The 18948-nt window shown below is 73.0% G+C and carries 16 protein-coding genes and 1 pseudogene; 10 read left to right on the top strand and 7 right to left on the bottom strand.

The window, feature by feature from the left end:
* Positions 1–41: 41 nt before the first annotated feature.
* Entirely contained in the window at positions 42–1091 is a 1050-nt protein-coding gene (locus ACZ6K0_RS04455) for a hypothetical protein (protein ID WP_469227908.1), read from the bottom strand.
* A gap of 363 nt (positions 1092–1454) precedes the next feature.
* On the opposite strand from ACZ6K0_RS04455, the gene ACZ6K0_RS04450 reads away from it, so the two are divergent.
* Positions 1455–3176: a chitinase gene (locus ACZ6K0_RS04450; protein WP_469227910.1), complete on the top strand. Its 1722-nt coding sequence runs from the start codon at positions 1455–1457 to the stop codon at positions 3174–3176.
* Between the two features lie 85 nt (positions 3177–3261).
* On the opposite strand, the pseudogene ACZ6K0_RS04445 reads toward ACZ6K0_RS04450, so the two are convergent.
* A pseudogene (locus ACZ6K0_RS04445) lies at positions 3262–3498 on the bottom strand (serine/threonine-protein kinase); the annotation flags it as partial.
* A 90-nt stretch (positions 3499–3588) separates the two neighbouring features.
* Here ACZ6K0_RS04445 and ACZ6K0_RS04440 point away from each other — a divergent pair.
* Entirely contained in the window at positions 3589–4956 is a 1368-nt protein-coding gene (locus ACZ6K0_RS04440) for a M14 family metallopeptidase (RefSeq protein WP_469227911.1), read from the top strand.
* 68 nt (positions 4957–5024) lie between these two features.
* On the opposite strand, the gene ACZ6K0_RS04435 is transcribed toward ACZ6K0_RS04440, so the two are convergent.
* From ACZ6K0_RS04435 to ACZ6K0_RS04425, 3 genes are read right to left on the bottom strand one after another with little or no spacing between them, the layout of a single operon-like run.
* Complete coding sequence (locus ACZ6K0_RS04435) at positions 5025–5438, bottom strand: RidA family protein (RefSeq protein WP_376402114.1); 414 nt, start codon at positions 5436–5438, stop codon at positions 5025–5027.
* The gene (locus ACZ6K0_RS04430; RefSeq protein ID WP_351819487.1) at positions 5435–6199 is read right to left on the bottom strand and encodes an IclR family transcriptional regulator; all 765 of its coding nucleotides are present in this window, start codon (positions 6197–6199) and stop codon (positions 5435–5437) included. The genes ACZ6K0_RS04435 and ACZ6K0_RS04430 overlap by 4 nt, the downstream gene beginning before the upstream one ends.
* The gene (locus tag ACZ6K0_RS04425; protein WP_469228027.1) at positions 6196–7251 is read right to left on the bottom strand and encodes a sugar kinase; all 1056 of its coding nucleotides are present in this window, start codon (positions 7249–7251) and stop codon (positions 6196–6198) included. Before ACZ6K0_RS04425 ends, ACZ6K0_RS04430 begins: the two co-directional genes overlap by 4 nt.
* Before the next feature lie 129 nt (positions 7252–7380).
* Between ACZ6K0_RS04425 and ACZ6K0_RS04420 the strand changes: the two genes are divergently transcribed.
* The gene (locus tag ACZ6K0_RS04420) at positions 7381–8709 is read left to right on the top strand and encodes an amino acid deaminase (protein ID WP_469227913.1); all 1329 of its coding nucleotides are present in this window, start codon (positions 7381–7383) and stop codon (positions 8707–8709) included.
* An 11-nt stretch (positions 8710–8720) separates the two neighbouring features.
* Positions 8721–10328 (top strand): N-acyl-D-amino-acid deacylase family protein, encoded by a 1608-nt coding sequence (locus ACZ6K0_RS04415; protein WP_469227915.1) that lies wholly within the window; start codon positions 8721–8723, stop codon positions 10326–10328.
* 31 nt (positions 10329–10359) lie between these two features.
* Here the strand turns inward: ACZ6K0_RS04415 and mptB are convergent, their stop codons facing one another.
* Together mptB and ACZ6K0_RS04405 are read right to left on the bottom strand one after the other, a co-directional pair.
* Entirely contained in the window at positions 10360–11790 is a 1431-nt protein-coding gene (mptB, locus tag ACZ6K0_RS04410; protein ID WP_469227917.1) for a polyprenol phosphomannose-dependent alpha 1,6 mannosyltransferase MptB, read from the bottom strand.
* Positions 11791–11857: 67 nt separating this feature from the next.
* On the bottom strand, positions 11858–12373 hold the full coding sequence (locus tag ACZ6K0_RS04405) for a hypothetical protein (protein WP_469227919.1): 516 nt from the start codon (positions 12371–12373) through the stop codon (positions 11858–11860).
* A gap of 113 nt (positions 12374–12486) precedes the next feature.
* Between ACZ6K0_RS04405 and ACZ6K0_RS04400 the strand changes: the two genes are divergently transcribed.
* The 6 genes from ACZ6K0_RS04400 (at position 12487) to ACZ6K0_RS04375 (ending at position 18941) form a co-directional block, all read left to right on the top strand.
* A complete protein-coding gene (locus tag ACZ6K0_RS04400) occupies positions 12487–13698 on the top strand; it encodes a pyridoxal phosphate-dependent aminotransferase (protein ID WP_376402098.1) in 1212 nt (403 codons plus the stop codon).
* Between the two features lie 79 nt (positions 13699–13777).
* A complete protein-coding gene (locus ACZ6K0_RS04395) occupies positions 13778–14179 on the top strand; it encodes an SCO4983 family protein (RefSeq protein WP_376402095.1) in 402 nt (133 codons plus the stop codon).
* 212 nt (positions 14180–14391) lie between these two features.
* Entirely contained in the window at positions 14392–15522 is a 1131-nt protein-coding gene (locus tag ACZ6K0_RS04390) for a hypothetical protein (protein ID WP_376402092.1), read from the top strand.
* 32 nt (positions 15523–15554) lie between these two features.
* Entirely contained in the window at positions 15555–16745 is a 1191-nt protein-coding gene (locus ACZ6K0_RS04385) for a toxic anion resistance protein (RefSeq protein WP_469227921.1), read from the top strand.
* The gene (locus ACZ6K0_RS04380; protein WP_469227923.1) at positions 16742–18364 is read left to right on the top strand and encodes a substrate-binding and vWA domain-containing protein; all 1623 of its coding nucleotides are present in this window, start codon (positions 16742–16744) and stop codon (positions 18362–18364) included. Before ACZ6K0_RS04385 ends, ACZ6K0_RS04380 begins: the two co-directional genes overlap by 4 nt.
* The gene (locus tag ACZ6K0_RS04375; protein ID WP_376402087.1) at positions 18351–18941 is read left to right on the top strand and encodes a hypothetical protein; all 591 of its coding nucleotides are present in this window, start codon (positions 18351–18353) and stop codon (positions 18939–18941) included. The genes ACZ6K0_RS04380 and ACZ6K0_RS04375 overlap by 14 nt, the downstream gene beginning before the upstream one ends.
* Positions 18942–18948: the final 7 nt, after the last annotated feature.

The raw sequence follows: 18948 nt of genomic DNA, 5'->3' as shown, positions 1-18948 counted from the left end.
GGGCGGGCGGGGGTGGCGGTGGTGGTGGTGCGCGGCGGTGCTCACGGGACGGTGCGGGGGTCGATCGCGTGGCGGGGTGCGGGCGCCGGTGCCGCGCCGAGGGCCCGTGCGGCGCCGGAGGCTCGCGTGGCGCCCCGGGCCGGCACCGGGTCGAGCGCCGGAGCCGTGGCGCGGGCGGCGCCGAGTACCTGGGCCGCGCCGGGCGTCTGGGCGGCGCCGAGTGCCTGGGTCGCTCCCCGGGCCAGCGCGGCCTGCGGAGGGGCGAGCGCCGCCAGCGGGGCCGTGCAGAAGCCGCAGCGGTCGCCGATGAGCTCCATCCCGCACCAGTGGCACGTCTCGCGCCGGACGGAGGCGACGAGCTGGTAGAGGACGGGCAGGTCGGGCAGGTACGCGACGAACTCCACGAGTTTGCCGGTGCCCCACCAGCCGGGCGAGGTCTCGGGCAGCCCGGTCTCCTGGACGGGGCCCTGGATCTGCCAGGCGGGGACGAGGGCGGTGGTGGGCCAGTCGGTCTGGAGCTGGCCGCGCGCGACGAGGAGCTGGGTGGCGAACTCCGGTCCCGCCAGGCGCTGGTCGCCCGCTCCGCCGAGCCGGACGATCTGCGGCGTGGGTCCGGCGAGGACCGCGAAGTGGGCCCCGGGCAGCCAGCCCTTGAGGTGGGAGGAGAGGCTGACGGGTACGCGGTCGAGGCGGGAGACCGAGCCCAGTACGGCCCCCGCGTAGATGTAGTGGGCGAGCAGCCGGGCGGCGGAGGCGAGCACGCCGGGGCTGAAGTCGCAGGCCGCCAGCTGCCGTAACTGCCGGACGAGGACGGCCGCGCCGAGGGGTGGCAGGTCGGTTCTGACCAGCGCGATCCGGTCGCTTTCGAGGAGGCCGCGGACGGCGTGCAGACGCCGCTCGACGGCGGCGGGGGCCGAGGTGGGGCAGACGACGACCACGCTGCCGTACCGCGCGAGGAGGTGCTGCATGTCGGCGACGGAGGCGTCGAGGGACCGTGTCTCGGGGGCCGGGAGCACGGCGGCGTCGGGCGTCTGCGGGTCGGTCGGCGGCAGCACCAGGTCGGCGCTGGTGACCGCGATCGCTGTCGGCACGTCAGACCCCCGTCCCCTCCGGCCTCCGGGGTCCCGGGGGCCGCAGATCACCTACCGCGTTCGCGGCGTCACCGCAGGGCGCCGCCGCCTCTGCACTTTATCCACGCCACCCGGGGTGGTGAACACACAATCCGCCAAGCTCCCCCGACTTTCTTTGGGCCTGGCAATGGGCCCACCGGCCCTTTTCAACCCGCTCGAACACCGCTTGCCGCCAGAGGTCTTGACAACGCGATTGGTCTGGACCAACTTGTTGCGACAACGGTGGCCACCGTCCGCACCCCCGCACCAGCCTCGTACCCCCGTACGAGCCCCTCCGTACGACGACGTACGGCACCTCCACATCCCCAACTCCCCCACCGGAGGATGCACGTGGACCGCACCACCACCCGCCCGCACGGACGTCGATGGCTCGGCGGAGCCCTCGCGCTCGCCGTCGGCTCCGGGCTCGTCCTCGTCGGCGGAGCCGGCACCGCCCAGGCGGCCGACGTCAACGTCGCCAAGAACGCCGGGTTCGAGAACGGCCTCGCCAACTGGTCCTGTTCCGCGGGGAGCGGCGCCGCCGTCTCCTCGCCGGCGCGCACCGGCGCCGGCGCCCTGAAGGCCACCCCGGCCGGTCTCGACAACGCCAAATGCGTGCAGGCCGTGGCCGTGAAGCCCAACTCCACGTACACGCTGAGCGCCTGGGTCCAGGGCGGGTACGCCTACCTCGGCGCGAGCGGCACCGGGACCGGCACGGGCAGCGTCTCCACCTGGACGCCCGACAGCGCCGCCTGGAAGCAGCTCACCACCACCTTCACCACCGGCGCGAGCACCACCTCCGTCGAGATCTACACCCACGGCTGGTACGGCACCTCCCCCTACGTCGTCGACGACGTGAGCGTCTTCGGCCCCGACGGGGGCGGCGGCCAGGACCCCGACCCGGTCGTCCCGGCCACTCCCGCCGGCCTCGCCGCCGGCACGGTCACGTCGAGCTCCGTCGCCCTCAGCTGGGGCGCGGTCTCCGGCGCCACGGGCTACAAGGTGTACCGCGACGGCGCCAACCCGCAGGCCGTCACCGGCACTTCGGCCACGGTCACCGGCCTCACCGCCGACACCGCCTACCAGTTCCAGGTCGCCGCGACGAACTCCGCGGGCGAGTCCGCCAAGTCCGCCGCCGTGTCGGCCCGCACCTCCAAGGTCACCGACCCGGGCCCCGGCCCGGCCGTCCCCAAGCACGCGCTGACCGGCTACTGGCAGAACTTCAACAACGGCGCGACCGTCCAGAAGCTGCGGGACGTCCAGTCGCAGTACGACATCATCGCCGTCTCCTTCGCCGACTCGACCACCACGCCCGGCCAGATCGTCTTCAACCTCGACCCGGCCGTCGGCTACGCCTCCACCGCCGACTTCAAGGCCGACATCGCGGCCAAGAAGACGGCCGGCAAGTCCGTGATCATCTCGGTCGGCGGCGAGAAGGGCAACGTCACGGTCAACAGTGACGCGAGCGCGACCGCCTTCGCGAACAGCGCGTACGCCCTGATGCAGGAGTACGGCTTCAACGGGGTCGACATCGACCTGGAGCACGGCATCAACTCCACGTACCTGGCCAAGGCGCTGCGCCAGCTCTCCGCCAAGGCCGGTTCGTCGATGGTCCTGACGATGGCCCCGCAGACCATCGACATGCAGAGCACGGGCACCGAGTACTTCAAGACGGCGCTCGCCGTGAAGGACATCCTCACCGTCGTCAACATGCAGTACTACAACAGCGGTTCGATGCTGGGCTGCGACGGCAAGGTCTACAGCCAGGGCTCGGTGGACTTCCTCACCGCGCTCGCCTGCATCCAGATCCAGGGCGGCCTCGACCCGTCCCAGGTCGGCCTGGGCGTCCCCGCCTCCACGCGCGGCGCGGGCAGCGGCTACGTCGACCCGCAGATCGTGAAGAACGCGCTCGACTGCCTGACCAAGCTCACCGGCTGCGGCACCTACAAGCCGGCCCAGGCGTGGCCGACGGTGCGCGGCGCGATGACCTGGTCGACCAACTGGGACGCGACGGCCGGCAACGCCTGGTCCAACGCCGTCGGCCCGCACGTCCGCAACCTCCCCTAGCAGTACGGGGGTTCCCGCGCAGCGCCGCCGCTCCCCCGGCGGCGCTGCGTCGTGTTTCGCCGTACGCCGGACACCGGCCGGACCCGACCTGCGCGGTGTGGAATCCGCCGACCTGACGGGCCGCCGCGACCTCGGCGCGGAAGCGGGCGCGGAAGGACGGGTCGGAGGCGAGTTCCGGCCGTGCGACCTTGACGGCGACGGCACGCCCGCCGCGCGATCGGGGCAGGTGGACGGTTCCCGTGCCGCCCTCGCCTAGCTTGTGCTCGATGACGTATCCACCGATGAGGGTCCCCACGCCGGACAGTATGGCCGAACTCCTCATCTTGACCGGTCCATGACATAGCTTCACCATGTGGCCGGACACCCGCACGAGTTTGTCGCACTCCCCCACACTCCCCACCCAGGAGACAGCATGCGACGTCCCACCCGCGGCAGAAGGTCCGCCACCCTCGCGGCCCTCGTGGCGCTCGCCCTCGCGGCGCCCCTCTCCGCCCTCTCCTCACCCGCCGGGGCCGACCCCGCGCCGACCGCCGCCCGGATCGCCTCCGGCGCCGAGGAGGTGATCCGGCAGTACGAGATCGCCGGACCGTCCACCCCGGCCGCCCGCACCGCGCTCACCGCCACCGGCGTCTCGATCGACGAGGTCGACGCCCGCTCGGTCGTCGTCAGCGCCAACGCCGAGCAGCTGAAGAACCTCAAGGCCCTCGGCTACAAGCCGGTCGCCCTCCCGGGACCGCCGAACCGCAGCACCGCCGAGGACCACACCAGCGACCAGACCCTCGGCCCGCTCGACTTCCCCTCCGCCGACGCGAAGTACCACAACTACGCGGAGATGAACGCCGAGATCGACCAGCGGCTCGCCCAGTACCCGTCGATCATGCGCAAGCAGGTCATCGGGAAGTCGTACCAGGGCCGGGACATCGTCGCGATCAAGATCAGCGACAACGTCGCCACCGACGAGAGCGAGCCCGAGGTCCTCTTCACCCACCACCAGCACGCCCGCGAACACCTCACGGTCGAGATGGCGCTGTACCTGCTGCGCGAGCTCGGCGCGGGCTACGGCACCGACTCCCGGATCACCAACGCCGTGAACGGGCGCGAGATCTGGATCGTCCCGGACCTCAACCCGGACGGCGGCGAGTACGACATCGCCTCCGGCTCGTACCGCAGCTGGCGCAAGAACCGCCAGCCCAACTCCGGCTCCTCGTACATCGGTACGGACATGAACCGGAACTGGGACTACAAGTGGGGCTGCTGCGGCGGCTCTTCCGGCTCCAAGAGCTCCGAGACGTACCGCGGCGCGGCCCCCGAGTCGGCCCCCGAGGTGAAGGTCGTCGCCGACTTCGTCCGCTCCCGTACGGTCGGCGGCAAGCAGCAGATCACCGCGGCCATCGACTTCCACACCTACAGCGAACTGGTCCTCTGGCCCTTCGGCTGGACCACGGCGAACACCACCACCGGCATGACCCAGGACGACCGCGACGCCTTCGCGACCGTCGGCGGGAAGATGGCCTCGAGCAACGGCTACACGCCCGAGCAGTCCAGTGACCTCTACATCACGGACGGCTCGATCGACGACTACCTGTGGGGCACGCAGCGGATCTTCGCGTACACCTTCGAGATGTACCCGTCCTCGTCCAGCGGCGGCGGCTTCTACCCGCCCGACGAGGTCATCGAGCGCGAGACGAGCCGCAACCGCGACGCGGTCCTCCAACTCCTGGAGAACGCCGACTGCATGTACCGGTCGATCGGCAAGCAGGCGCAGTACTGCACGGCCTGACGACCGGTACGACGTGAAGGGCGCCCCGGCGGCGGCACGCCGGGGCGCCCTTCCCTGTTCGTCATGGGTCAGCCGAGGACGGCGAGCGCGTCGATCTCGACGAGGAGGCCGGCCGGGAGGCCGACGTACACGGTCGTCCGGGCGGAGGCCGGGGCCTTGAGGCCCTCCTCCTGGAAGTACTGGTTGTAGATCGAGTTCATCTCGGCGAAGTGGTCCACGTCGGTGAGGTAGACGCGCATCATCATGACGTCGTCCCAGGTCGCGCCGCCCTCCTCCAGGATCGCCTTGACGTTGGCGAAGGTCTGGAGGGTCTGCTCGCGCAGGGTCGGGCCGGCGACCGTGGGCGCCTCGCCCTCGACGGCGGGCAGGAAGCCGACCTGGCCGGCGACCTGGAGGATGTTGCCCTTCCGCACGCCGTGCGAGAACTTCGCGGGCGGGGCGGTGTGGGTGGCGGGGGTGAGGGCGGTCTTCTCGGTCGTCATGCGCTGGCTTCCTTCGTCGGGGTGGTGCCGGAGTACTCGCGGCTGATGGCGTCCGCGGTGCGGCGCACCAGCGGGAGAAGGGTGAGGAGTTCCTCCGCCGTGACGACCACGTTGGGCGCGGAGACCGACATGGCGGCGACGACCCGGCCGTCGGCGCCGCGGATCGGCGCGCCGACGCAGTTGATGGACTCCTCGTGGCCGCCGAGGTCGGTGGCCCAGCCCTGTTCGCGCACGGTCGCCAGCTCCTTGAGGAAGGCGGCGGCGTTCGGGGTCGAACGGGGCGTGTACGGGGGGTAGTCGAGCTTCGCGGCGACGGCACGGCGCTCGGGCTCGGGCAGGTCGGCGAGGAGCAGTTTGGCGACGGCGGCGACGGTGATCGCGACCGGCTTGCCGATGCGGGAGTACATCCGGACCGGGTAGCGGCTCTCGACCTTGTCGATGTAGAGGACCTCGCCCTCCTCGTACACGGCGAGGTGGATCGTGTGCCCGATCTGCTCGTTGAGCGCGGCGAGATAGGGGTGGGCGATCTCGCGGACGTCGAGGTTCTCGACGGCTTCCTGGGCGAGGGCGAAGAGGCGGGCGCCGAGGCGGTAGCGCTGGTCCTGCTGCCGGTGGACGAGGCCGTGCTCGTGGAGGGTGCGCAGCAGGCGCAGCGCGGTCGACTTGTGGACGCCGAGCCGCTCGGCGACCTGCCCGAGGTCGGCGGGGCCCTGTGCGAGCAGCGGCAGGATGCTGAGCGCCCGGTCGACGGTCTGGCTCATGGCGTACGTACCTCCTGGTCGTCCCCCGTCCAGCCGGGGCCGAGGTGAAGTGTCCCCCAGGCGCCCGCGCCGAGGGCGGCCAGCCGGTCGGCGTGGGCGCGGCGGGGAGGGACGGCGACGTCACCGGGAACGGTGAGGGCGGCGGCGGCCATGAGGTGGCCGTGGCGGATCCGCGCGGTGGTGTCGAGGCCGCGGAGGGTGGCGGAGAGGAAACCGGCGGCGAAGGCGTCCCCGGCCCCGACGGACGCGACGACGTCGACCCGGGGGGCGGGGACGGAGGTGGGCCGACATGCAGCCCCGCCGGCGGTCGAGGCGCGGGGGTCCGGGGGCAGAGCTCCCAGTTCGGGAAGGGGCGGGGTGGGGGAAGAAGCCGCGCAGCGCTCGAACACGACCACCCCCTCCCCTCCCCCCTTCACCACGAGGACCGCCGGTTCCGGCAGCGCGCCCCGGATCGCGGCCGGGTCGCGGAGCCCCCACAGCGCCTCCGCCTCGTCCGCGCCGACGAAGACGAGGTCGGCGCGGCCGGCGAGGTCGAGCAGCACGTCGGGAGCGGTGCCGTCGCGCCACAGACCGGGCCGGTGGTTGACGTCGAAGGAGACGAGCGGGCGGCCGGGGCGGGGCGCGGTGAGCTCCCGCACCAGGGCGAGGCAGTCCGCGGAGAGCGCGGCCGTGATGCCGGTGAGGTGGAGGATCCGCGCATCGGCGACGGAGTCGTAGGGGACGGTCGCGGGCGACATGGCCGAGGCGGCGGAGCCGGCCCGGTAGTAGACGACCTCGTGGGCGTCGGTGGCCCGGTCCGCGTCGGTACGGAAGTAGACGCCGGTCGGCCGGTGCGGGTCGCGGCCGACGGCGGTGACGTCGACGCCGTAGCCGCCGATGGTGTCGACGAGGTGGTCGCCGAAGCCGTCCCGGCCGACGCGGCCGACCCATTTCGCGCGGTGCCCGGCGGCGGCGAGGGCGCAGGCGACATTGGACTCGGCGCCGCCGATCGCGCGGGCGAAGGAGGGGACGTCGGCGAGGCGCCCGGGCCGGGAGGGAAGGAAGGTGACCATGGACTCGCCGAGGCAGACGACGTCCGGGGCGGTGCCCGCGGACGGGGTTCCGGTCACTCTGGTGCTCCCCGCGCTCCTACGGGTCCATTGACCCGGCCTTGGCCCGGATGTTAGACAGCCATGAGCAAGATGCGCAATGACCGTTGCATTGAGTGCAACGCTGGACGAGGAGGCCCCGTGCCCGACCTGGCGAACGAGCGAGTCGACCACCGCTTCAAGGGGCTGCCCCCGGACGCCGAGGGCCTGACCGTCGGCGAGCTGGCGGCCCAGCGCCGCTCCCTCTTCACCGGCGGTTTCACGACCCCCGTCCTCGCGCTCTCCGCCGAGTCCGTCGAGCACAACCTCCGCCTCCTGGAGGTCTACGCCGAGCGTCACGGCCTCGCCTTCGCCCCGCACGGCAAGACCTCGATGGCCCCCCAGCTCTTCGACCGCCAGCTGGAGCACGGCGCCTGGGGCATCACCGCCGCCGTGCCGCACCAGGCCCGCGTCTACCGCGCCCACGGCGTCGCCCGGATCTTCCTCGCCAACGAGCTCGTCGACGCCGTCGCCCTGCGCTGGCTCGCCGCCGAGCTCGACGCCGACCCGGACTTCCGCTTCGTCTGCTACGTCGACTCGGTCCGCGGCGTGGAGCTGATGGACGAGGCGCTGCGCGCGACCGGCGCGTCACGGCCGGCGGACGCCCGCCCGGTCGACGTCGTCGTCGAGCTCGGCGCCGGCGAGGGGGCCCGTACCGGCGTCCGTACGGAGGCGGAGTGCGCGGCCGTCGCCGACGCCGTGGCCGCCACCACCACGCTCCGACTCGTCGGAGTCGCCGGGTACGAGGGCGAGGTGCCGCAGGCGACGCCGGAGCGGGTCGACGCCTGGCTGCGCCGACTGACCGCGCTGGCGGTCGAGTTCGACAAGGCGGGCAGGTTCTCGGCCGACGCGGGCGAGATCGTCGTCAGCGCGGGCGGCAGCGCGTGGTTCGACACGGTCGCCGAGGTCTTCGCCGAGCTGCCCGAACTCTCCCTCCCCACGCTGAAGTTGCTGCGCTCGGGCGCTTACGTGTCCCACGACGACGGCCAGTACCGCAACCTCACCCCCTTCAATCGGGTCCCCGAAGAGGGCGCGCTCCAGCCCGCGTTCAGGCTCTGGTCGCAGGTCGTCTCCCGGCCGACCCCCGAGCAGGCGTTCACCAACGCGGGGAAGCGGGACGCGGCCTACGACCTCCACCTCCCGGAGGCGCAGGTCGTCCGCGACGCCCGCACGGGCGAGGTCCGCGCCGCCGAGGGCGTCACCGTCACCGGCCTCTCCGACCAGCACGCCTGGCTCCGCACGGCCCCCGGGGCGGACGTGGAGGTCGGCGACTGGGTGGGCATGGGCCTGTCGCACCCGTGCACGTCCTTCGACAAGTGGCAGCTGATCCCGCTGGTCGAGGCGGACGGCACGGTCGTCGACTACATCCGCACGTACTTCTAGAAGGAGTCGGCATGGACCTCGTCTTCCGCGACGCGGAGGTGGTCGACGGCAGCGGCGGCCCCTCCTACCGGGCCGACGTGGCGATCGACGGCGGCCGGATCGCCGCGATCGTCAAGGAGGGCGCGGCCGCCGGCTGCCAGCGCCCCACCGCCCGCCGCGTCGTGGACGCCGAGGGCCTCGCGCTCTCCCCCGGCTTCATCGACATGCACGCCCACAGCGACCTCGCGCTGCTCCGCGACCCGGACCACAGCGCGAAGGCCGCGCAGGGCGTGACGCTCGAAGTCCTGGGCCAGGACGGTCTGTCGTACGCGCCTGTCGACGACCGCACGCTCGCGGAGGTCCGGCGGGCGATCGCCGGCTGGAACGGTGGTGCGCCCGGGGACACGACCCTGGACCTGGACTGGCGCACGGTCGGCGGCTACCTGGACCGTCTCGACCACGCGCACGGCGGCCGGGGGATCGCGGTGAACGCGGCGTACCTGGTCCCGCAGGGCACGGTCCGGATGTACGCGATGGGCTGGGAGGACCGGCCCGCCACCGACGCCGAGCTGAACCGGATGCGGCGGCTCGTCGCCGAGGGCCTGGAGCAGGGCGCGGTCGGCATGTCCTCCGGTCTGACGTACACCCCCGGCATGTACGCGCCGGACGCCGAGCTCACCGAGCTGTGCCGGGTCGTCGCGGAGTACGGCGGCTACTACTGCCCGCACCACCGCTCGTACGGCGCCGGCGCCCTCCAGGCGTACGAGGAGATGATCGCCCTCACCCGCGAGGCCGGCTGCGCCCTCCACCTGGCGCACGCCACCATGAACTTCGGCGTGAACGAGGGCCGGGCGCCGGAGCTCCTGGCCCTCCTGGACGAGGCCCTCGACGCCGGGGCGGACATCAGCCTCGACACGTACCCGTACACCCCGGGCAGCACCACCCTCGTCGCCGTCCTCCCCAGCTGGGCGAGCGAGGGCGGCCCGGAGGCGGTCCTGACCCGCCTCCGCGACGAGGGGACGGCGGACCGGATCCGCCACGACCTCGAAGTGGTCGGCTCGGACGGCTGCCACGGAGTGCCGATGGACTGGCGCACGATCGAGATCGCGGGCGTGACGGACCCCGCCCTCACGGACCTCGTGGGCCGCCGCCTGGACAGCTGGACGACGGCCCGCCGGCTCCTGCTCGACGACCGGCTCGGGACGACGATCCTCCAGCACGTGGGCCACGAGGAGAACGTCCGGACGATCATGCGGCACCGGGTCCACACGGGCGGCTCGGACGGCATCCTCCAGGGCCTCAAGCCGCACCCGAGGGCGTACGGCACGTTCCCGCACTACCTCGGCCGGTACGTGCGCGAGCTCGGCGTCCTCTCCCTGGAGGAGTGCGTCGCCCATCTGACCTCCCGCCCGGCGGCCCGCCTCCGCCTCCCGGACCGGGGCCTCGTCCGCGAGGGCCACGTGGCGGACCTGGTGCTCTTCGACCCGCGAACGGTCGCGGCGGGAGCGACGTACGCGTCCCCCCGCACCCTCCCGGTGGGCATCCCGCACGTCCTGATCGCCGGCGAGTTCACCGTGGAGGACGGCAAGCGCACGGACGCCCTGGCGGGCCGCTCCATCCGAAGAACCCCGACGGCCTGACGAAGGAGCCAGGGCGAGGAAGCGCGCCCCCCTAGGGCCGCGCCCCCGTCGGCTCCGGCGCGGCGACGGGCGTCGCCCCCGCCCACCGCTCCCGCCGCATCCACACGAGCCCCGTCACGACGACGACCCCCGCCACCACGAACCCGTACCAAGGCGTGCGACCCGACGGCGCCGTCTCGTACACCAGCGCCGCCGACAGCACCGCCAGCACCTGCCCCGCACGGCTCCGCCAGGCGACCGCCGCGACGACGACCGTGCCCCACAGCAGGTACCACGGCTGCACCATCGGCGAGAGCGCGACGAGCGCCACCAGCGAGAGCCCGAGCCCGAGCACCGGATCCAGCGCCCCCCGCCACGCCCGCCAGGCGAGTACGAGGATGACCGCGACGGCGACGGCGAGACCCGCCGTCTGCACGGCGCCCTTCACCGGATCGGGGTCGTCCGCGACGAGCAGTCCGAGGCCGAGCCCGAGGTCGCTCGTCACCGAGAGCGCCGTGTGGATCGCGCCGGCGACGCTCTGCGTCCGCAGCCACCCGAAGCCGGTCCCGGCGGCCAGCGTCGCGCCCACGGCGACCCCGCCCGCCACGAGCCCCGGCAGCACCAGCCCCTTCGCCACACCCCGCACGCCGCCACCGTCCCGGCGCGCGATCATGACGCCGATGAAGAGCAGGGCCACCGCCGCCGGCGATTTCACCATCATCGCGAGCCCGACGAGGACGCAGCCGAGCACCCACCGCCCGCGCACCGCGAGGAGCACGCCGCTCAGCATGAGGCCGATCATCAGCCCGTCGTTGTGCATGCCGGCGACGACATGGATCAGCAGCAGCGGATTGAGCGCGGCCAGCCACACCGCACCGTCCCGGCCTCCCGCACCCCCGCCGAGCCCCCGTACGGCCCAGACGATCAGCGCGAGCGCGCCGAGGGCGATCAGCCGCATCCCGAGCACGGCCGGCACGATCGCCCCGCCGGTCGCCTTCACGACCGCCTCGGCGAGGAGCAGGAAGACAGGCCCGTACGGCGCCGGGGTGTCGGTCCAGTGGCCGCCGACACTCGCCGCCGCGTCCGCGCCGAGGTCGCCGGGGCCGAGGACGGAGGGCCCGCCCCCGTAGACGTCGTGGCCTTCGAGGACCATCGCGCCCTGGGCGATGTAGCTGTAGACGTCGGCGCTGTAGAGCGGCGGGGCGAGGAGCAGCGGGGCGGTCCAGAGGCCCAGGGTCCGGAGAACCCCGTCCCGCAGGCCCCGCGCGAACAGGACGCCGTACCGCCACCAGGCGGCGACGAGCAGGGTCAGGCCGAGGTACGCGAGGACGGCTCCGGCCACGGTGAGGGCGGAGCCGCGCGGCTCCCACAGGCCCCAGCCGCCGCGTACGGGCAGCGTTCCGGCGGCCCACCCGCCCACGGCGACGGCGAGCGATCCGGCAGCACCCAGCCACCGGCATCCGGAGGCACTGAAAACCCACATGACGTGCCAACCTATCCCGGCCGGAGCCCCGCCCTCACCGTCGGGGACCCCGCGCCTCCGGCCGCGCCTATCGCGGTCGCCTGGAGAGGCCCCGCCCCTTGCCCGGCTTGGTGGGCCGGTCGCCGTCGGGGGTCGCTTCCGCCGTCGGGCCCGCCTCCGGCGCGGCCGTCCCGGGCCCGGACGGAGCAGCCGTCGGCTCCTGGCCGCCGGCCGTCGCGGAGGGGGCCGCCGTCGCCTTCCCGGACGCGGACCCGGGCGCGGTGGCGCCTCCGCCGGAGCCGGCGCCCGTGGCACCGGACGCCCCGGACGACCCCGACGACCCGGCCCTGCCGTCGGAGCCGGACGACTCCGAGGAGCCGGAGGGGTCCGCCTGGATCAGCGCGGGCGGTCCGCCGGGGCCGCCCTCGGAGGAGCCCGTACCGCCCTTCGCGCCGGACCCGCCCGAGAGCAGCGCGGCGGCGGCCCCGAGGACGGCGACCCCGCCGGCGGCGATCAGCCACACCGGACCCGGCCCCCGGCGTGCGGGGGCGTGACGGCGGCGGGAGCGCCGGGATCCGGCGGCTCCGGGGTCGTGCTGGCTCATGAGCCCGAATTGTAGGGAGCACGACACGTCCGGTGCGACGGGGGTCACATCAAGGTGTCCGACGTGTCCCAAAACACGAAGCGTCCCGGCCCGCCCGGCCGTAAGCTCTCGTCATGCAGGTGATCCAGTCCACGAAGCTCGCCAACGTCTGTTACGAAATCCGGGGTCCGGTGCTCGAAGAGGCGATGCGGCTGGAGGCTGCGGGTCATCGCATCCTCAAGCTCAACACGGGCAATCCGGCCGCCTTCGGCTTCGAGTGTCCGCCCGCCATCCTCGAGGACGTGCTGCGCAACCTCTCCGAGGCGCACGGCTACGGCGACGCGAAGGGCCTGCTCGCGGCCCGCCGTGCGGTGATGAGCCACTACGAGACGAAGGGCATTCCGCTCTCCGTCGAGGACATCTACCTCGGCAACGGCGTCTCGGAGCTGATCCAGATGTCGATGCAGGCGCTCCTCGACGACGGCGACGAGGTCCTCGTACCGGCCCCGGACTATCCGCTGTGGACCGCCTCGGTCTCGCTCGCGGGCGGTACGGCGGTGCACTACCGCTGCGACGAGCAGGCCGACTGGATGCCGGACCTCGCCGACATCGAGCGGAAGATCACCGACCGCACCAAGGCGATCGTGATCATCAACCCGAACAACCCGACGGGCGCCGTCTACGACGACGAGATGCTCCGCTCCCTGACGGAGATCGCGCGCCGCCACGATCTGGTCGTCTGCTCGGACGAGATCTACGACAAGATCCTCTACGACGGTACGACGCACACGCCGACCGCCGCGATCGCCCCCGACCTCCTCTGCCTCACCTTCAACGGGATGAGCAAGAACTACCGGGTGGCGGGCTTCCGCTCCGGGTGGCTCGCGGTCTGCGGCCCCAAGCACCACGCGACCTCGTACATCGAGGGCCTCACGATCCTGGCCAACATGCGGCTGTGCGCGAACATGCCGGCGCAGCACGCGGTGGCCGCCGCCCTCCAGGGCCGGCAGTCGATCGAGGACCTGGTGCTGCCGGGCGGGCGGCTCCTGGAGCAGCGGGACACGGCGTACGAGCTGCTGACGCAGATCCCGGGCGTGACGTGCGTGAAGCCGAAGGGCGCGCTGTACCTCTTCCCGCGTCTCGACCCGAACGTCTACAAGATCAAGGACGACCGGCAGATGGTCCTGGACCTGCTGCGGGCCGAGAAGATCATGGTCGTGCACGGGACGGGCTTCAACTGGCACGAGCCGGACCACTTCCGGATCGTCACGCTGCCCGCGGCGGCTGATCTGGCGGACGCGGTGACACGGATCGGCCGGTTCCTGGACGGCTACAGCCAGCCCTAGGAACCCCCGCCCGGACACCGCACAATTTTAGACCATATCTAAGCTAGGATGGCTCCAGAGCACTCAGGAGGCCATCCCCATGTACGAACCGATCCGCACCAAGTCGGTCCACCGGGTGGCCGACGACGTCCACGACACGTACCCGCACCGCTCCCGCGAGGAGGAGCTGGACATCCAGCTCGCCGGACACCTCGCCGCCCTGCTCGCCGTCACCGACGAGCTCGGCGACACGGAGGCGGGCGAGCTCATCGCCCGCCAGGTGGCGCGGCTGCGCGGCGCACCGCCCGCGCGCCACGCGGGCCTGAGCGGCTCGCCCGCCGGGGACCTGCACCGCAAGGCGCACGCCCTCGCGGGCCGCGCCCTGGTCGTCGCCGCCTCCCGGGCCGACACGGCCGCCGCGATCCTCGCCGCCGGGCGCATGGACGCGCACACCGCGGCACTGACCGGGGAACCCACCCTGGCAGCAGCCGGCACCCCCTGACGGCCCCGGTCCGCGCGGCACGAACCGCGCGGACCGGGCGCCACCCACTCCACACCGCAGGCGCCCCGTAGGCTCGCGCCCGCAACCCCCACCCCGCAGGCGCCCCACAGCCCTGCCCCGCAGCCCGCCCCGCAGCCCATCCGGCGGCCCTTGCTCCGGTTCGGTACCGGGATCGGCACTTCACCCCCCGTCCACCCAACTCCCCCTGGAATGTGGGTTTCCGCGAGCACGCTGCCCGCGTGAGACGCATCCTGGGAATCGTCCTGGCCGTCCTGCTCCTCGGCGGCGTGGCCGCCGTCCTCGTGACGGGCGGCGACAAGGACACAGGCACGGCAACGAAGACCGTGCGAGGAGTCATCGGGTCGGAGAAGGCGGAGTTCTTCGCCGACCCGCAGGTGGTGAAGGCCCTCGCCGCCAAGGGCTTCACCGTGGGCACCGAGACCTCCGGGTCCTGGGACATGGAGGAACTGCCCCTCGACGGCTACGACTTCGCCTTCCCCTCCTCCAGGGGGCCCGCCGACGGGCTCCGTGCGAAGGCAAAGACGAAGGACAAGGCGGCCACCGCCCCCCTGCGGCCCTTCTACTCGCCGCTCGTCGTCGTCGCGCACAGCGCGGCGGCCCGGACCCTCGCGGACAACGGCCTCGCGACGCTCGGCGAACGCGGGACGACCGGCATCCTGAAGATGGACGCCTACCTGGCCGCCGCCCGCGCCGACCGCACCTGGCAGCAGCTCAAGGGCTCCGCCGGGCACGCCGAGCTGAGCGGCACCCTCTTCATCACCTCCACCGATCCGGTCGCCTCCAACTCCGGCGCCCTCTACCTCGCGGCGGCGAGCTACGTCGCCGACGGCGGGAAGGTCGCCGGCGACGCGGCCGCCGTCACCCGCACCGCACCCCTCCTGCGCAAGCTGATCCAGGTGCAGGGCGCCCAGCAGACGGGCTCCGACGCCCCGTTCCGCGACTTCGTGAGCGGCGTCGGCAATCCGCTGGTCCTGGTGTACGAGTCCCAGGTCGCCGCGCAGCTCCTCGCGGGCCGGCCCATGGGCGACCTCGTCGTCCTCTACCCGGACACCACCGTCAACAGCGACCACACCCTCGTACCGCTCACCGAGAACGGCCGGGCGTTCGGCGAACTCCTCGCCACCGACCCCGAGCTGCGCAGGCTCGCGGTCCGCCACGGCTTCCGGCCGCAGGGCGCCGGGAGCGAGTTCACCTCGGCCACGAACGACCACGCCGCCTACCTCAACCAGACACTGACCGGTGTCCGCCAGGCGCCCGTGCCCACCAGCAAGGTGCTGCACGAGATGGCGCTGCGGGCCCGCGACCAGGGGGACACCGCATGACCACGCAGCAGCCGGAGGATCCGAGAAGAACGATGTCCCTGACACCTCCGGGGTCCGAGACCCCGCTCGTCCTCACCCCGCCCGAGGCGGTGGCGCCCGTCCGCTCCGAGCAGGTCGCCGGCGTCGTCCCGCTCGACGACGCCACCCGTACCGAGATGTCCCGGCGGGCCGTCGAGTACGTCGGCTCGCTCTCCGGGCTCGACCCGCGCTCCCCCGAGTTCTCGGGCCGCATCGGCGAGATCGCGGCGCTCGGCGCCGGCGAGATGCGCTCCGCCGCCCAGCAGTCGAACCGCATGCTCGACCGCACGGTCCGCTCCCTCGGCACCGGCGCACCCGGCGGCGACGCCCAGACCCGGGTCGGCGCCTCCCTCGTCGAACTCCGGCGCACGGTCGAGGACCTGGACCCCCGGGACACCCCCGCCAAGGGCATCAAGGGCCTGCTCTCGAAGCTTCCCGGCGGCAACAAGCTGCGCGACCACGTCGCCAAGTACGCCTCCTCGCAGGCAACTCTGAACCGGATCGTCGGCGCGCTGCGCGGCGGCCAGGACGAACTGGAGCGCGACAACGCCGCGTTGCAGACCGAGCGGGCCCGCCTCTGGGAGACCATGGGGAAGCTCCAGGAGTACGCGGTGCTCACCGAGGCCCTCGACACGGCCGTGGAGGAGCGGATCGCCCTCACTCCTGACCGGGCCCAGGCGGACGCGCTGCGCGCCGACGTCCTCTTCCCGGTCCGGCAGAAGCACCAGGACCTGCTGACCCAACTCGCCGTATGCGCACAGGGATACATGGCGATGGACGTGGTCCGCCGGAACAACGCCGAGCTGATCAAGGGCGTGGACCGGGCGGCGACGACCACCCTGTCGGCGCTGCGGATCGCCGTCATGCTCGCCACCGCGCTGGAGCACCAGCGGAACGTCACCGCGCAGGTCGACGCGCTCCGGTCGACGACGGAGAGCCTCATCGCCACCAACGCGGGGATGCTGTCGGAGCAGGCCGGCGAGATCCAGCGGATCGCGGCGGACCCGGCGGTGGGCGTGGAGACGCTCCGCACGGCGTTCCAGCAGATCTACACGACCCTCGACGCCATCGACACGTACAAGGTGCAGGCGACGGAGTCCATGGCGGCCACGGTCCGGTCCCTGACCTCCGAACTCCAGCAGGCGAGCTCCCACCTGGAGCGCAGCCGCCGCACCGGCGCCCTGGAAGGCGGCGGCCTCTCGTGATCACCACCTCCCGTCTCCTCTCCCGGACCCTCGCCGGCCTCGCCCTCGCCCTGCTCGTCACGGCCACCGGCAGCGCCTGCTCCACGATCGACACCAGCTCCTCCGGCGGCCAGGGCGGCCCGACCCCCGACCGGTACGGCACGAGCTACGCCCCCGGCACGCTCCGGGTCCTCGCCTCCTCCGAGCTGGCCGACATGGCCCCCGTCCTGGAGGAGGCCCGCAAGGCGACCGGGGTCACCGTGCGGCCCACCTACGCCGGCACCCTCGACGCCGTCGAGCAGATCGCCTCCGGCGAGGCGGAGAAGGCGTACGACGCGATCTGGCTCTCCTCCAACGACTACCTGCGGCTCCGCCCGGACACCGCCGGGCGGATCACCGGCGAGACCCCGATCATGACCTCTCCGGTGGCCCTCGGCGTGCGGCCCGCCGCCGTCACCCGCCTCGGCTGGGACCCGGCGAAGGTCACCTGGTCGCAGCTGCACAAGGCGGTCGCCGAGAAGAAGCTGACGTACGGCATGACGGACCCGATGCGCTCCAACTCCGGTTTCTCCGCGCTGGTCTCGGTCGCCTCGGGGCTCTCCGGCGCCCAGTCCGCGCTCACCGAGCAGGACGTCACCCGGGCCACTCCCCGGCTGAAGGAGTTCTTCGCGGGCCAGAAGCTGACCTCCGGCTCCTCCGGCTGGCTCGCCACCGCCTACGGCCGCCGCGCCGACGTCGACGCGCTCGTCAACTACGAGTCCGTGCTGCTGTCCGCGCCCGGGAAGCTCACCGTGATCCGGCCGTCGGACGGCGTGGTCACCGCCGACTACCCGCTCACCCTCCTCACCTCCGCCCGCCCCGAGGCGAAGGAGGCGGCCGGCCGGCTCACCACCTATCTGCGCACCCCGGCCGCCCAGCGGCGGATCACGGAGACGACCCTGCGCCGCCCGGTCGTCCTCGGCGTCCCGCCGGCCGCCGCGCTCGCCGAGGACCAGCGGCGCGAGCTGCCGTTCCCCGGCAGCCGGGCCGTCGCCGACGGTCTGCTCGACGCCTACGACAACACCCTGCGCAGACCCTCCCGCACGGTCTACGTCCTCGACACGTCCGGCTCCATGGCGGGCGACCGCCTCGAACGCCTGAAGACGGCGCTCGCCGAGCTCACGAGCGACTTCCGGGACCGGGAGGAGGTCACCCTGATGCCCTTCGGCTCCGCGGTGAAGCAGTCGGAGGTCCGTACGCACACGGTCGACCCGGCCTCCCCGAAGGCGGCGCTCGACGCGCTCAGGACCGACGCCGGGAACCTGTCGGCCTCCGGCGGCACCGCGATCTACTCCAGCGTCCAGGAGGCGTACCGCTTCCTCGGCAGGTCCGCCGACGGCACCGCCCCCGCCGACACGTTCACGTCGATCGTGCTCATGACGGACGGGGAGAACACCGACGGCGATCCGGCCTCCGCCTTCGACAGCTTCTACCGCTCCCTGCCCGCCGCGCAGCAGCGCACCCCGGTCTTCCCGATCCTCTTCGGGGACTCCGACCGCGGCGAGCTCGACCACCTCGCGAACCTGACGGGCGGCAAGCTCTTCGACGCACAACAGGGTTCGCTGGACGGCGCGTTCGAGGAGATCCGTGGCTACCAGTAATCGCTTCCTGCGGTACGCCGAGTCCCGCAAGAACCTGACGGGCTGCGCCGCCGGCCTGGCCGGTCTCGCGCTCACCCTCACCGGGGCCGCCGGCGCGCTGTGGCCGCTGGTGGTCGTGGGCCTGTACGGGGCGGGGGCGCTGATCGCCCCGCCCGAGCGCCCGGACACCCCGCACTTCCCGAGCGCCGACGAGCAACTGGACGCCCTGCGAGCCGACTTCACCAAGCTGCGCGGGTATCTGACCGAGGTGGAGCTGCCGTCGGCCACCCGCGAGAGGCTCACGGCGCTCGACACCCTCGTCGAGGCGCTGCTCGAACCGGGGTGGGTGAGCGACCCGGAGCACCTCCACGTCCTGGCCCGCGCGGTCCGCCTGGACATCCCGGAGGCCGTCGACACCTTCGTACGGACGCGGTGGTGGTCGCGGTTCACCTCGGGCGCCGAGGCGCCGGAGAGTCACCTGGAGCGGCAGCTGGCCGCGCTCCACGAGGAGGCGACGGCGATCGCCACCGCCCTCCAGGAAGCGGAGGAGATCCGTCAGCACATCCACACGGAGTACGTGGAAGGGCGCGGCAACTGATCGACTA

This window comes from Streptomyces sp. NPDC042346, assembly GCF_055581845.1.
This window is presented reverse-complemented; position numbering and strand designations above follow the sequence as displayed.